This is a genomic window from Sphingomonas limnosediminicola, assembly GCF_039537965.1.
In the GTDB taxonomy this organism is placed as follows: Bacteria; Pseudomonadota; Alphaproteobacteria; order Sphingomonadales; family Sphingomonadaceae; genus Sphingomicrobium; species Sphingomicrobium limnosediminicola.
In genome coordinates this window covers 951,718-966,427 of record NZ_BAABBM010000001.1, presented here as the reverse complement: position 1 = coordinate 966,427, position 14,710 = coordinate 951,718, and the positions used below count along the sequence as shown (strand labels likewise).

General features: G+C 63.9%; 12 protein-coding genes. 6 read left to right on the top strand and 6 right to left on the bottom strand.

What is annotated here, in order from left to right:
* The first annotated feature begins 29 nt into the window (after positions 1-29).
* On the top strand, positions 30-1,328 hold the full coding sequence (locus ABD704_RS05000; RefSeq protein ID WP_344698580.1) for a L,D-transpeptidase family protein: 1,299 nt from the start codon (positions 30-32) through the stop codon (positions 1,326-1,328).
* On the opposite strand, the gene ABD704_RS04995 is transcribed toward ABD704_RS05000, so the two are convergent.
* From ABD704_RS04995 to ABD704_RS04980, 4 genes are all read right to left on the bottom strand, one after another.
* Positions 1,325-4,012, bottom strand: coding sequence for an EAL domain-containing protein (locus ABD704_RS04995; RefSeq protein WP_344698579.1), 2,688 nt, complete (start codon positions 4,010-4,012; stop codon positions 1,325-1,327). The genes ABD704_RS05000 and ABD704_RS04995 overlap by 4 nt on opposite strands.
* 112 nt (positions 4,013-4,124) lie before the next feature.
* Positions 4,125-5,051: a cysteine synthase A gene (cysK, locus tag ABD704_RS04990; protein ID WP_344698578.1), complete on the bottom strand. Its 927-nt coding sequence runs from the start codon at positions 5,049-5,051 to the stop codon at positions 4,125-4,127.
* 67 nt (positions 5,052-5,118) lie between these two features.
* Positions 5,119-6,396, bottom strand: coding sequence for an MFS transporter (locus ABD704_RS04985; RefSeq protein ID WP_344698577.1), 1,278 nt, complete (start codon positions 6,394-6,396; stop codon positions 5,119-5,121).
* A gap of 10 nt (positions 6,397-6,406) precedes the next feature.
* Entirely contained in the window at positions 6,407-7,630 is a 1,224-nt protein-coding gene (locus ABD704_RS04980) for a cation:proton antiporter (protein WP_344698576.1), read from the bottom strand.
* Positions 7,631-7,676: 46 nt separating this feature from the next.
* On the opposite strand from ABD704_RS04980, the gene radA reads away from it, so the two are divergent.
* Complete coding sequence (radA, locus tag ABD704_RS04975; RefSeq protein ID WP_344698575.1) at positions 7,677-9,044, top strand: DNA repair protein RadA; 1,368 nt, start codon at positions 7,677-7,679, stop codon at positions 9,042-9,044.
* On the opposite strand, the gene ABD704_RS04970 is transcribed toward radA, so the two are convergent.
* Complete coding sequence (locus ABD704_RS04970; protein ID WP_344698574.1) at positions 9,028-10,050, bottom strand: ATP-grasp domain-containing protein; 1,023 nt, start codon at positions 10,048-10,050, stop codon at positions 9,028-9,030. The genes radA and ABD704_RS04970 overlap by 17 nt on opposite strands.
* Before the next feature lie 65 nt (positions 10,051-10,115).
* On the opposite strand from ABD704_RS04970, the gene ABD704_RS04965 reads away from it, so the two are divergent.
* Genes ABD704_RS04965 through ABD704_RS04950 form a run of 4 tightly spaced genes read left to right on the top strand, consistent with a single transcriptional unit; the run spans position 10,116 to position 14,154 of the window.
* Complete coding sequence (locus tag ABD704_RS04965; protein WP_344698573.1) at positions 10,116-10,637, top strand: CvpA family protein; 522 nt, start codon at positions 10,116-10,118, stop codon at positions 10,635-10,637.
* The gene (gene cysS, locus ABD704_RS04960; RefSeq protein WP_344698572.1) at positions 10,634-11,941 is read left to right on the top strand and encodes a cysteine--tRNA ligase; all 1,308 of its coding nucleotides are present in this window, start codon (positions 10,634-10,636) and stop codon (positions 11,939-11,941) included. The genes ABD704_RS04965 and cysS overlap by 4 nt, the downstream gene beginning before the upstream one ends.
* Positions 11,938-12,357: an iron-sulfur cluster assembly scaffold protein gene (locus ABD704_RS04955; protein WP_344698571.1), complete on the top strand. Its 420-nt coding sequence runs from the start codon at positions 11,938-11,940 to the stop codon at positions 12,355-12,357. Before cysS ends, ABD704_RS04955 begins: the two co-directional genes overlap by 4 nt.
* A 57-nt stretch (positions 12,358-12,414) precedes the next feature.
* A complete protein-coding gene (locus tag ABD704_RS04950) occupies positions 12,415-14,154 on the top strand; it encodes a monovalent cation:proton antiporter-2 (CPA2) family protein (RefSeq protein WP_425565452.1) in 1,740 nt (579 codons plus the stop codon).
* Here the strand turns inward: ABD704_RS04950 and ABD704_RS04945 are convergent, their stop codons facing one another.
* Complete coding sequence (locus ABD704_RS04945) at positions 14,155-14,697, bottom strand: shikimate kinase (RefSeq protein WP_344698569.1); 543 nt, start codon at positions 14,695-14,697, stop codon at positions 14,155-14,157. It lies immediately after the preceding gene.
* Between the last annotated feature and the right edge of the window lie 13 nt (positions 14,698-14,710).

Genomic DNA, 14,710 nt, shown 5'->3' with positions numbered 1-14,710 from the left:
GACCGTGGCCTGGGCGACGAAGGGACAATATGAAGAAGTTTTCGCTTGGTCTGGCCGTAGCTGCGGCGGCGATCTGTATGCCTGTTGCCAGCGGCGTTCAGCCCGCGCTTGCGCAGACCGCCGATGGCGGTGACGTTGCGGCTTTTTACAGCGCGCGGGGCGGTTCGCCTTTGTGGTTTGCACCTCGCAGCGGTGCGGCGGCCCAGCAGCTCTTGCAGATACTGAGCACGGCCCAAGCCGACAATCTCAACCCCAAGCACTACAATGTCCGGGCGCTTTCCCGTGCGATCCAGGATGCACAGAGCGGCAATCCGATGGCGGTCCGTCGTGCCGATGCGATGCTGAGCGCTGCCTTCGTCGCTTATGCGCGCGATCAACGCCACGACCCTCACAATGGGGTCATCTACGTCGATCCGGAGCTGAAGCCGACACCGCCATCGGCGACCACGCTGCTGAACCAGGCGGCGCAGGCTCCATCATTGTCCGAATATGTGAGCCAGATGGGATGGATGAACCCGATCTACGCCAATCTTCGGCAGGCGATTGCGGCGCATATTTATCGCAGCGAAGCAGAGCGGCGACTCCTCGCGGCTAATCTCGAACGCGCGCGCGCTCTGCCAGCAGGTACTGGCCGCTACGTAATCGTGAATCCGCCCGCCGCCCGCCTCTATATGTACGAGAACGGCCGCGTAGTTGACTCGATGCGCGTGGTCGCGGGTCGGCCCGACCCGATCGCGCAGACGCCGATGATGAACGCGTTCATCCGCTACGTCGCACTAAACCCCTATTGGAACTCGCCGCCGGACATCACGGCGCGCAGGCTCGCGCCGAAGGTCGTTGCCGGCGGCCGCAAATATCTCAACGAGAAGGGCTATGAGCTCGTCGACCAGTTCGGCGAGAACGCGCATGTGCTTAACCCGATGTCGATCGATTGGCATGCAGTAGTCGCGGGTCGGGTGCAGGCTAATTTGCGGCAGAAGCCGGGACCGGCGAACTCGATGGGGAAGATGAAGTTCATGTTCCCGAACAGCCAGGGTATTTGGCTTCACGACACGCCGGAAAAGGAAAAGATCGAGGACGCCGCTCGGCTGCAGAGCAACGGCTGCGTCAGGCTTGAGGATGCCGCTCGCTTCGCACGCTGGCTGTTCAACGGCCGACCGCCGCGCGCGCAGGGGGCAAGGCCGGAGCAGAAGGTCAACCTTCCGCAGCCGGTGCCGATCTATATCACCTATCTGACGGCAGTTCCGAGCGGAACCTCGATCGTCTATTTCGATGATTTCTACGGGCGAGACCGTGCCGCGTCGCGCAGACTAGCGAGCGTCTTCTAGCCAACCTGCCGCTTCAGCACGTGGCGCGAACTCACCATCTGCGTGGTGATCGGCTTCTCCTTCTTTGGAGCAAGCCGGGCCAGATCGAACTCTTGGCCGAAAAGCACGCCGAACTGGCCTGATTGCGCCCAGCGGACGAGCCCGCGCACCGGTCCGACGCCAACGATGTCAATCGCTAGCTCCGTACCCGGCGCAATTGGAATGTCGCATTCCACGAGCGCGCCCATCGACGAAATATTGCGCAGGCGAACTTCGGTCGTTTCACCACCAATGCAGGTGATCGCGCGGCGCATCAGGCGATGGCGCGGTTCCCGGATGCAGGCGAAGCCTTCCGCGTGCACGGTGGTGCTATTCGCCAGCTCGCGCGCCGTTTCGGCGGGGCTCGGCTTTCCGAAGATGTAACCCTGCACCATGCTGACGCCGAGTTCACGAATGAGCTGAAGATCGTCATGGGTTTCGACGCCCTCGGCGCAGGTGTCCATGCCGAGCGTTTCTGCCAGCGTCACAATGGCGCGGATAATGGCGGCGTTGCGGTTCGTCGCGGACGCCGCGCCTCGGACGAAGCTCTGGTCGATTTTGATCTTGTCGAACGGCGCTTTTTTCAAATAGCCGAGCGATGAATAGCCTGTGCCAAAATCGTCGAGCGCCAGCCGCACGCCAAGCGCCTTCAGCTTGGCGAACGTATCGTCCGTCGTGTCGCCCTCGGCCAGGAACACGCCTTCGGTGATCTCAAGCTCGAGCCTCTCAGCACGGACGCCCGTCTCATTGAGGTGCTTCGACACCATGGCCACGACACTCGGGTCGTTGAACTGCAACGGCGACAGGTTGACCGCGACACGGACGTGATCGGGCCAGTTGGAGGCCTCTTCGAGCGATGTACGAAGCACCCACTCGCCGATCTTTCCGATCAGGCCGGCCTCCTCTGCAAGCGGGATGAACTTCGATGGCGAGATGGGGCCGCGCGTCGGATGCTGCCAACGCACGAGTGACTCGAAGCCCGAAATTTCTTCACCCGCCGCGCGAACGATCGGCTGGAAATGGACGGCGAGTTCACCGCGCTCGATCGCCTGGCGAAGGTCGTTCTCCATGACTTGGCGCTCGGCGGCTTCGCTGTGCATCGAAGGCTCGTAGAGCCGGTGCTTGCCACGCCCGGCAGCTTTGGCGGCGTAGAGCGCAAGGTCGGCGTTGCGGACCATAGCGTCGGCGCTGGCGCGGCCGGGATCGCCGATGACGATGCCGACCGACGCGCCGATCGTCACCTTGTGACCCTCGATCGTGTAGGGGCGCGATACCTGCTCGATAAGCGTCCGGGCTAGCGATTCAAGCAAGCCGACATCGACTGTCCCCGGCATGACCGCCTGGAACTCGTCTCCGCCGAGACGCCCTACCTGACCGTGATTGCCCATCACCGACTTCAGCCGCTCCGCGACTTGGCGAAGCAAGGCATCGCCCACCGGATGGCCGAGCGTATCGTTGACGTTCTTGAAGCGATCGAGATCGATCATGAAGAGCGCGCAGCCCTTCTGACGGTGCGCTGCGTTGCGAAGCGCCTCGTCCAGAGTCTGGCGCATCATCGCGCGGTTCGGCAGGCTCGTCAGGGAATCAAAGCGCGCAAGGCGAGTAATTTCCTGTTCCGAGCGCCGCTGTTCCGTAAGGTCCGTTCCTATGCCGCGGAAGCCGAGGAAGCGGCCGCGGTCGTCGAAGATCGGGTTACCCGAGAGCGACCAGTGCACGTCCTGCTCGCTCGCCGGTCGGACGACCACATCCGAGAAGGGAAAGCGCGCCGACAGATGGAAGCCGAGCGTCTTGCGCTCCTCGACCACGCCCGACGTGTTGTTGTCGACTGAGAGCAGATCCGTAAACTGACGGCCAAGCAGTTCCTCGGGATTGCACTGGAAGTCCTCGGCGAGCTGCAGCGACACATAGGAGAGGGTGCCCAGTGGATCGGTTTCCCAGAACCAGCCTCGTCCGCTATTTTCGAATTCATCGACGAAGTGCTGCGCCTTGCGTGCCTGGGTCTCGAGATGAAGGCGCTTGCGGCCCGTGGCGATGAAGCCTTGCGCAGCGACGACGCTGTGCGTGAACAGCACCAAGCTCAGAATCGCGACGCCGATCGGGAGCAGGGGAGAACCCGCCAGGAATGCGGTGGCGGCGATCGATACGAGCATGTTGACCAGCGCCAGCGGCGGCGAACTGATCGACACGATCGTTCGCATCGCGATGCCGGCCGCCATCGCGATCGGAGCCGCAGCAATTGGTGTCACGAACATGTCGTCCGACACCGCGTAGCCGAACCACGTCCACAGGACGCCAGCAGTGGCCAGATATGCGCAAAGGATGCGGAAGATGGTGTGAGGTGCGAGGCTCAAACGCTTGCGCGTCAACAGCAGCGCTGCAGTGGCCGCGTCGAACAGGATAACAAGCGAAGCGGAAACGAACGGATTATCGGCGAGCGACGAATAAGTATGATGCGCAGACAGCGCGATGCAGGCGACGGCGATCAAAACGTGCGTAACGCCAAGGATGATTGGCGCATGCTGGACGCCGGCCAGGCGCCACTCGCAGAGCGCGTCTTCGTCGGCGGAGTCCGGCGGCGTAACGTCGAACCACAAGGCATCCATGATCGAAGGCCGCTCGGGCGCCTCGGCCGTTTCGATTGCCTTCGCGAACCGAGATCTACGCATCCAATGTGCCCCTAAGCGACTCGCCGGACTCGAAGCCGAGCTGGCGAGCCGACACGGGGACTATTACCCGACGGAGTTAACCGCCGAACAAAGGAATGCGGTTAGCGGCCGCTTAAGCTTCTTCGGGGAGGAAGTCGGCCACCGACAGATAACGCTCACCGGTGTCGTAGTTAAAGCCGAGCACTCGGGCTTTTTCGCCGAGCTCCGGTAGCTTCTGCTTGATTGCGGCAAGCGTCGCGCCCGACGAAATCCCGACCAGCATACCTTCCTCGCGAGCCGCGCGACGCGCCATTTCCTTTGCGTCGGCCGGATCGACCTGGATTACGCCATCGAGAACGCTGGTGTCCATGATCGCGGGGATAAAGCCGGCGCCGATGCCTTGGATCGGGTGCGGGCCGGGCTGGCCTCCGGAAAGAACCGGCGAAAGAGTCGGCTCGACTGCGAAAACCTTCAAATTCGTCCATTCCTTCTTCAGCACCTCCGCAACGGCCGTGATATGGCCGCCGGTGCCGACGCCAGTAATGATGGCGTCGGGCGGATTGTCGCCGAAGTCGCGAAGGATTTCCTGCGCCGTCGTGCGGCGGTGAACCTCTAGATTGGCCGGGTTTTCGAACTGCTGCGGCATCCAGGCGCCGGGGGTCTCCGCGACGATTTCCTCGGCGCGGGCGATGGAACCCTTCATCCCCTTCTCGCGCGGCGTCAGGTCAAACTGAGCACCGTAAGCGAGCATGAGGCGGCGCCGCTCGACGCTCATGCTGTCGGGCATGACGAGGATGATCTTGTAGCCCTTTACGGCCGCAACCATCGCGAGGCCGATTCCGGTGTTGCCGGAAGTTGGCTCGACGATCGTTCCGCCCGGTTTCAGCTTGCCCGAGCGCTCCGCGTCCTCGACCATCGCCAGCGCGATACGATCCTTGATGGAGCCGCCGGGATTGGCGCGCTCCTGCTTGATCCAGACCTCGGCATTGGGACCGAACAAACGATTGATCCGGACGTGGGGGGTATTGCCGATCGTCTCGAGGATATTGGCGGCGTTCATGCCTTGGCTCCTAGCGATGGTGCGGTGGCGCAAATCGGGTGGTTAACGGCCTTTTGCAAGAACCAACTCAAACGCCGCTCGACACGACGTCGGCTTCCTCTGGCGCTGGATCGGGCAGTTCGAACGTCGTTGCGCGGCGAAGCTGGGGGAACAGGCCGGCCCAAAGCAGGGTCACCGCAATGGCCGCAATGCCACCGGCCACAGTAGCTGCGACCGGTCCGAGAAGCGCCGCCGTGAAGCCGCTCCGAGTTTCGCCCAGTTCGTTCGATGCGGAGATGGCGAGGGTCGAGACGGCGGCCACCCGACCGCGCATCTCGTCGGGCGTGTGGAGCTGGATGAGCGACTGCCGGATGTAGACCGAGAACATGTCCGCAGCGCCAAGCACGGCGAGGCATGCCAGCGACAGCGGGAAAGAGTGCGAGAGACCGAACAGAGCGGTCGCAGCGCCAAAGACGACGACGGCCGCCAGCATCTTGACCCCGACGTTCGTCTTCAGGGGTCGGATCGAGAATAGGATGGCGGTCAGCGTCGCGCCCGCTGCCGGCGCAGCCCGAAGTGGGCCGAGACCGTCTGGGCCAACGTGCAGGATATCCCGGGCGTAGACAGGCAGCATCGCGGTCACGCCCCCAAGAAGGACCGCGAAAAGATCGAGCGTGATCGCTCCCAGGACCAGCTTGTTCCGCCTGACGTAGGCAAGACCGTCGGCCATCTGGTCGAACGGGCTTCCGGGGCGCAGCGGCGTGCGCGGGATCGGCGGGATGGTGAACAGGCACAGCACCGACAAAGCGAACAGGGCTGCACTCAGCCCGTACGGAAGGCGAGGCGTCACGTCGTAGAGGATGCCGCCGAGCGCAGGCCCGGCGATCGCGCCGGTCTGCCACGCGGCAGAGCTGAGCGCGATTGCTTGCGGCAGGATCTCGCGCGGCACTAGGTTCGGCGCGAGCGCGCCCAGGGCGGGGCCGGCAAATGCCCTTGCCACACCAAGCAGCGCAGCGACGCCGAACAGGATCGGCAGGCTGATGAACCCGCCATATGTGGCGGCGAACAGGATCGCCGCGCAGAATAGCTCAAGCGACACCACGGCCCGCGCAATGTGTCTTCGGTCGAGCCGATCTGCAGTCCAGCCACTGATCGGGGTCAGCACGAACAAGGGCACGAACTGAACGAGCCCGATTAGGCCGAGGCGGAAGGCCGCCTCGCGGATGCCCATCGTTTCTCGCGCGATGTCGTAGACCTGCCAACCGATGACGATGACCATCGCCATCTGCGCGATCGTCGTCATTAATCGGGCTAGCCAGAAATAGCGGTAACCGGGGATCCGAAGCGGTTCGGGAAGCAAACTCACGTTGCGGCGGTTAGCTGGCGTCCGCCGGGGCGGCAACCGACCGTTCTTGACCGTCGATGAGGCCGAAGCGTCGGATCAGTGCAGGTATGGTGAGGCCCTGCACCAGGATCGAGAAGGCGACGACGACGAAAGCGATGACGATAATCGCGTTGCGTTCGGGAACATTTGCCGGGACCGCAAGCGCGAGCGCCAAGGCCAGCGCACCGCGGAGGCCGCCCCAGAAGAGCGTGTGCTGATACGCCGCCGGCAAACGCCAACGGGAGCGATTGAAGAGAACGGCGAGCGGATAGATAGATACGGCCCGGCCGGCGAGAACACATAGGGTGGCCACGACTGCTGCGACGGAGCCGAGATCGCGAAGCGGCTGGTTGGCGAGGTTCATCCCAATGAGGATGAACACAATGCTGTTGGCCAGGAACGCGAAGAATTCCCAAGCACCTTCCAGCCTCTCTCGACTTTCCTCGGACACGAACCGGTCCCAGCCCACGCTGCCGATGAGGAGACCTGCTGCAAGAGCGCCGATGATGCCCGACGCGTGCAAATATTCCGCGAGCAGAAACGACCCGTAGGCCGCGATTGTGGTCAGCGTGATCTCGACGAGCGGGTCTTTCGTTTGACCAACAATCAGGAGAATCCCGCCGCTGACGAGAAGGCCGATCAGTACCCCGCCGCCAAGGGTCCAGAGGAAGGCAGGAAGTACGCTACCCGCACTGGCCGATGCGCCGGTGGCGATGGCGGACAGGATGGCAAAGCCGACCGCGGCCACGCCGTCGTTGAGCAAGCTTTCGGACTCCACCACCATCGATACGCGGGGTTGGGCACCCAACTCGCGGAAAGAGGCGATGACGGAGACGGGGTCGGTTGCGGCGATCAGGACGCCGAACAATGCGGCGCCGATCCAACTCCATCCGACAATCCAGTGCATTCCGCCGGCGACCACCATGGCGGCAATAGCGACGCCGGCGAATGCCAGCGTGAGGGTCACGGGAAGTTCTGCGCGGAACCGGCGCCAGTCGAGTTGAAGCGCGGCTTCGAAAACCAGGGGCGGCAAGAGGACATTGAAGATCAAGTCGCGCGACAGGGGAAGGTTCGGGACAATCGGAAGCAGCGCGATGAGGAGACCCGCGACGACCAGACCGACGATGTAGGGCAGCCCGAGCCGTCGCGAGAGCATCGCGATCAGGCATGCCACGAGCAGCAGAAATCCTACCGAGCCGAGAGAAATTCCGGTCATGCGCAACCCCTAGCGAAAGACCGGCAAAACGCTAATCACTGAGCCCATGGCGAAGCCCAAATCACGTTATGTCTGCCAGGCCTGCGGTTCGGTATCGAGCCGCTGGCAGGGCCAGTGCGCCGACTGCAGCGAGTGGAACACCCTGGTGCAGGAGGCTGCCGAGGTCTCTAACATCTTTGCGGCCAAGCATAATCTTCAGGGTGGCGGGAGCGTCATTCCGCTCGTCGGGCTGGAAACACCGGCGGCGCTGCCGGACCGCCTGCCAAGCGGCCTTGCCGAGTTCGACCGTGCGATCGGCGGCGGCATCGTAGCCGGATCGGCGATGCTCGTCGGCGGCGACCCGGGCATCGGCAAATCGACGTTGCTGCTGCAGGTTGCTGCGCGGCTTGCCAGCGATGGCAAGCGGGTCATCTACGTTTCCGGAGAAGAATCCGCCGAGCAAGTCCGCCTGCGCGCAGTTCGTCTGGGGCTCGGCCGGGCACCGGTCCAACTCGCCGCCGCCACCTCCGTTCGCGACATTCTCACGACCGTCGGGAACGGCGAGGACACGGCGCTCCTGATCATCGATTCGATCCAGACCATGCATTCGGACTTGATCGAAGGCGCACCGGGCACGGTCAGCCAGGTGCGAGCCTCAGCGCAGGAGCTGGTTCGCTTCGCGAAGGAGCGCGGCACTGCGGTCATCCTCGTCGGTCATGTCACCAAGGACGGTACGATAGCCGGCCCGCGCGTGCTGGAGCATATGGTCGACACGGTGCTCAGCTTCGAAGGCGAACGCAGCCACCAGTACCGCATCCTTCGCGCGATGAAGAACCGCTTCGGCGGCACGGACGAGATCGGCGTGTTTGCCATGGAAGGGCAGGGCCTGACCGAGGTGCCGAACCCTTCCGCCCTGTTCCTCACGAACCGGGGGTCGCCGGTCAGCGGAACGAGCGTTTTTCCCGCGATCGAGGGATCCCGTCCGGTGCTGGTCGAAATTCAGGCGCTTACGGTTCGGCTTGCAACCGGCGCCACGCCGCGACGCGCGGCGGTGGGCTGGGACAATGGCCGGCTCGCCATGATCCTTGCCGTGCTTGAAGCGCGGTGCGGCCTCAGCTTTGCAACGGCGGAAGTCTACCTCAACGTCGCCGGCGGCTATCGTCTCAGCGACCCTGGCGCAGATATCGCGGTCGCGGCTGCGCTCATCTCGGCCATGTCGGAACGGCCGGTGCCGAGCGAATGCGTTGTTCTTGGTGAGGTCGCCCTCTCAGGCGAGATACGCCCGGTTGCGCATGCAGGGCTGCGGCTAAAGGAAGCGGCTAAGCTGGGGTTCGAACGGGCCTGGGTTCCCAAGGGCGTGAAGGGAAGCGAGGGGCTGAAGCTCGCCGAGTTCACGAACCTGCGCGAACTGGTTGACCTCATACTCGGACGTTAGCGCGGGGACTCCCGACTGCGGGCCCACTCACGCCGACGAGCTGCATGAACGCTGCCTGCGCGGGTGGGACGACCTGTTTCAGATATTCGAACTGCGGATCGTCGTCGCGCCATAGCGGGAAGAAGCTCATTGTCGCGTTCGCCTCGAAGAACACGAGTTTGCCGTCCTGCATGATTCCGAAATCCAAGCCGAAGAAGTCGAGCGGCATTCGCCTGCGCACTTCGCTCAGGGTCTGGCGGATTTGCTCGGTGAAGGGCTCGGTTTGCCCGATCAATGCGCGCTCTTCGGCAACTAAGTCCGGGCGCGGGCCCATGAAGCGTGCGCGGTCCTTGCTGTGCACGTTCCAATGGTCGGACACATACATGTGCCGAAGCACGGCGCGGGCGCCGATGAACCACAGCCGATACTTGCGATAGAGCCCGTCGCCGCTCGCGAAATCCACGAACTGAGTCGCGAAATATATCTGGCCGCTCTCCATTGTGGCCACGGCCTCGTCGACGGAGTTCTGCAAAGCGACCGTCTCGCCTGTGTGGGTTCCGGCCTTTCGGAGAATGATCGGAGATCCGATTCCAGCCTTTGCAATCGCTTTCACGGCGGATTCTGCTTCGCTGCCCTGAAGCCGAACGACGGGCGGTACGATAAGGCCTTCGGTTCCGCTTAGGCGCTGCGCGACTTGGTCCCGGGTCGAACTCAGGACGGCGTGAGGCGGATTGACGACGCGGCCGCGGTAACCGCGCAACATCGTCCTGACGTTCGCCAGCACCTTCGCGCTGTGCTCGGCCTCGGTGATCATGTTGACGACGACGGGATAGGGGCTGAGATCGGGCAAGTCCGATGGCTTGAGCGGGCTCGCTGAGACTTGCAGGCGATGAAGCGCTTCGCGGTTCGGGAGCAGCCGGCCGAGGTCCGCGCTACCCGTCACGAAGACGCGATTGCCTTCGTGGCTCATCTGGTCCGCCTGATCGCCGGTGCCGAAGATGAGCAATAAAGGCCGGCCAGACCACATTGCTTGAGAATGGCCGATGCGTTGTTGGCTCGCAATGCGCAAAAGACTTCGCTAGCCGAACCCTGATGACCGCGCTCGACGTCTTCGTCTTCCTCTTGCTGATCGGCGGGGCCGCCGTGGGCTTCGTGCGCGGGTTCGTGCACGAGGTCATTTCGCTGCTGGCTTGGGTGGTGGCGATCCTGATGCTCAAGCTGTTCCACACCCAGCTGTGGATAGGGATACAGAACAGCTTTCACACCAACCCGGCCGCCGGCGCGGTGCTCGCCTTCGCCATCCTGTTCCTGCCGAGCTTCATCATCGTGAAGCTGCTGGCCCGCTCCATCGGCGGGCGGACACGGCGTTCGCCGGTGCTTGGACCGTTCGACCGCGTGCTCGGCGGCGGGTTTGGCGCCATCAAGGGGCTGCTTGGCGTAACTCTGTTCTTTTTGCTCGCGAATCTCGCGACAGACATGGTCTACGGTCCCATGGCCGACCGGCCCGAATGGATGACCAAGTCGCGGACCTATCCGCTGCTCAACGCCAGCGGCCGCGCGATCGTCGACTGGGTCGAGGCGCGGCGCGACCATCCGCGTCCGTCACACGCATGATCCGCCTTCACGACACGTTGTCCCGCGAGAAGCGCGAATTTGCCCCGGCCGACCCGAGCCGGATCACCATGTATGTGTGCGGGCCCACGGTCTACGGACGCGCGCACATCGGAAATGCCCGGCCGGCGGTGGTATTCGATACGCTGGCGCGGCTGATCCGGCACGAGTTCGGGGCTGACAGCCTGGTTTACGCCAGAAACGTCACCGACGTGGACGACAAGATCATTGCGTCGGCGGAGCAGGAAGGCGTCGATCCGTCGGTAATCACCGACCGTTACGAGCGCTTGTATCTCGAGGATATGGGCGCACTCGGCGTCCAACCGCCGACGATTGCCCCGCACGCGACCCAGGAAATCGCGCCGATGGTGGCGATGATTGGGCGCCTCATCAAGCTGGGCCATGCCTATGAGGCGGAAGGCCATGTGCTCTTCAGCGTGCCGTCCGACCCCGATTACGGTGTACTTAGCAGGCGCGATCGCGACGCGATGGTCGCCGGGGCACGCGTGGAGGTCGCGCCCTACAAACGCGACCCTGCAGACTTCGTCCTGTGGAAGCCGAGCGGCGAGGGCGTGATCGGGTGGGACTCGCCCTGGGGCCGCGGGCGTCCGGGCTGGCACATCGAATGCTCGGCAATGATCCGCGCCCACCTTGGTGAAACGATCGACATTCACGGCGGTGGTCTCGACCTCATCTTCCCGCACCACGAGAATGAGATCGCGCAGAGCCGCTGCGCCCACGATGGCGCGCCGCTCGCCCGCTATTGGGTGCACAATGGCTTCGTCGACATGGGCTCCGAGAAGATGTCGAAGAGCCTCGGCAACATCATCACCCCGGCGGAGTTGCTGGCGCAAGGCCATCGTGGGGAGACGCTGCGTCTGGCGCTGTTGAGCGCGCATTACCGGCAGCCGCTGCCGTGGACCCACAGTATCGTCGCGCAGGCCAAAACGAAGCTGGACCGGCTATATCGCTCGGCCCGGGACGATCAGGCCGGGGAAGTCGATGTCGGCGTCCTCGATGCGCTTCGCGATGATCTCAACACGCCGTTGGCGCTTTCGCGGCTCTCGGCCCTGGACGGTGCCTCGCTGAGAGCAAGTGCACAGCTCCTTGGCCTCTTGCAGTCTTCCGCCGACGACTGGTTCCAGGGCGGTGGAAACGCCGATGCTGTCGAAGATCGCATCGCCGCGAGGGCAGACGCCAAGAGGAATCGTGACTTCGCGACTGCCGATCGCATCCGCGACGAGCTCAAGGCCAATGGCATTGTCTTGGAGGATGGGCCGAACGGCACTACGTGGCGACGGGAATGAGCGATCCGCTTTACACCACGCAGATCCTGCGCCTCGCCGCGTCGCTCAGCGATCCGCATCCGCTCGACCGCGAGGACGGGATCGCAGAGGTTCGCTCGCCCACCTGCGGTAGCCGCGTTCGGATCGCCGTCCAGCTGGACGAACACCGGCGCGTGGAGCGCCTGTCCATGGAAGTTCAGGCTTGCGCATTCGGCCAGGCATCGGCGGCGTTGGTCGAGCAGCATTGCCGCGGCCGGACGCACGGACAGGTTGCCGCCGCGATGGTCGATCTCAGCCGGTGGCTTGCGAACGAGCATGATCATCACGGGTCCTGGCCCGGCGTTGCGGTGCTTGCGCCGGCCCGTTCACGGCAGGCTCGGCACGGCGCCATCCTGCTTCCTTTCCGCGCGTTGCTGGCGGCGTTGGACGCGGCCTAGAGGGTGAGCGGCTCTCACTCCATCGCGGATGGAGGGCTGCTTCGCGAAGCAGCGCTGATGCTGGGCGTCGCGCTGGTTTTCGTGACAGCGTTCCGGCGGCTCGGGCTCGGCGCGACCTTGGGTTACATCGTCGCCGGCGTATTGATCGGGCCGTCCGTCCTCGGCCTGTTCCGCGACCCCGAAGCGATCTTGCAGGTCTCGGAGATCGGCATCGCCCTGCTTTTGTTCATTGTTGGACTGGAGCTTCAGCCAAGCAGGCTCTGGCGACTTCGCAACGACATCTTCGGATTGGGCCTGGCACAGGTGCTGGTGTGCGGCTTCGCGCTGGCGGCGCTGCTCTATTTCAGCCTCGATTTTACGATCGAGGCATCGCTGGCGATCGGCCTGCCGCTGGCGTTATCGTCGACGGCGCAGGTCCTGCCGATGCTGCGCTCGGAGAATGAGCTGAACACGCCGCAGGGCGAGCGGGCCTTCTCAATCCTGCTTTTCCAGGATCTCGCGATTGTCCCACTGATCACACTTCTCGCCGCGATGTCGCGCGTGGCGCCGGATCCCAGCGCGCCGACCGGCTGGAAGCTCGCTCTCTACACGGTGCTCGCAGTGATCGGCCTCGTCGCGTTCGGTCGCATCGTCCTCAATCCGCTGTTCCGGCTGATCGGTCGTCTGGGCGAGCGTGAGCTGTTCGTCGTCGCGGGCCTGTTCACGGTGATCGGTGCGGCGGCGCTGATGCGGCAATTCAGCCTGTCGACTGCGCTCGGCGCCTTCGTCGCCGGCGTCGTCCTCGCTGAGTCGCCTTACCGGCACGAGCTGGAAAGCGATGTGGAGCCGTTCCGCTCGATCCTTCTCGGCCTGTTCTTCCTGTCGGTCGGCATGCTGCTTGATCTGCGCCTGATCTCCCAGCGGCCACTGATGGTCATCGGGCTTGCCGCCGCGGTGATCCTGATCAAGACGATATTGCTGACTGGACTCAGCCGCGCCTTTAGATGCAGCTGGACTCGGAGCTTCCGTCTCGGCCTTTTGCTGAGCCAGGCGGGCGAGTTCGGATTCGTCCTGTTCGCGCAGGCGACGTCGGCTCTGCTCATCACGTCGACGGCGGCATCCTTGTTCACCGCCGTCGTGACCATATCGATGGCTGCGACGCCATTCCTGATGCGGATTACCGACTGGCTGGAACGCCGGGAGGTCAGCGCGGAAGGCTTGGACGGGCCCGAGCTGTCGCCGGAGACCAGCGCCATCGTCGTCGGTTACGGTCGCTTCGGCCAGACGGTCGCACAGATGATGATGGCCAAGGGTATCGGTGTCACTTTGATTGATAAGAAGCCGGGGCAGATTGAGCTTGCCGGCGAGTTCGGGACGAAGGTGTACTACGGCGATGGGCTGCGCATCGACCTGCTGCGCACGGCGGGGGCCGAAACCGCCAAGGTTATCGCATTCTGCAACGACAACGAGGGCGGCGAGCTGAACCGCGATGCGGTGAAGGCGGTTCTCAAGACCTTTCCGCAGGCGTCGGTCATGGTTCGCGCATTCGATAGGCGGCACCTGATCGAGCTCGACGGGCTCGACCTTAGCTTTGCCGAGCGCGAACTGTTCGAGAGCGCCGTCGCGATGGGCAGGGCGGCCTTGAAAGCCAGCGGCGTCGACCGCGGCGAGATCGAGCGCGTCGACCGCGAATATCGCATGCGCGACTGCGAGAGGCTGGAGCGTCAGAGCGAATCCGGTGACCTGAAGGCCGGGTGGGAAACGTCGTTTTCGCCGGATCGGCCGCTGCCGGGAGAGGAAGCCCCGGTTGCTTCCTGATCAGCTGCGCTGCGATAGGTGCTTCTCGAGCGCCTCGATGATCGCCTCGACGACTTCCTTGTGGGCGCCTTCGCCGCTTTTCACGTGGATGTGCGCTTTCTCGTAGGAAGGCCGGCGTTCCTTCGAGAGCTTCTCCAGGGTGCACTTGGGGTCCCCGTTACGGAGCTGTGCACGCGTGTCGCGCCGTGAAGTGCGTTCCGCGAGCACGTCCACCGGCGCATCGAGCCACACGGTGATCGCCCGCTCGTTGAGGAGCTGGCGCGTGCTCGGGTCCACGTAAGCGCCGCCACCTGTTGCGATGATGCGGACATCGCCTTCCACCAGACGCGCCACCAACCGCCGTTCGCCGTCGCGGAAGTCTTTCTCGCCGAATCGCTCGAACATCTCCGCAGGCGAGTAACCAGCAGCGTCCTCGATCGCGGAATCGCTGTCGACGAAGGAAAGGCCGAGCCGCTTCGCCAGCCGACGGCCCACCGTCGACTTCCCCACCCCCATGAGCCCTACCAGCACCACGGGTCGATCAAGGCGCTTCCCGAGTTCCATCGCTTGAAAAGGC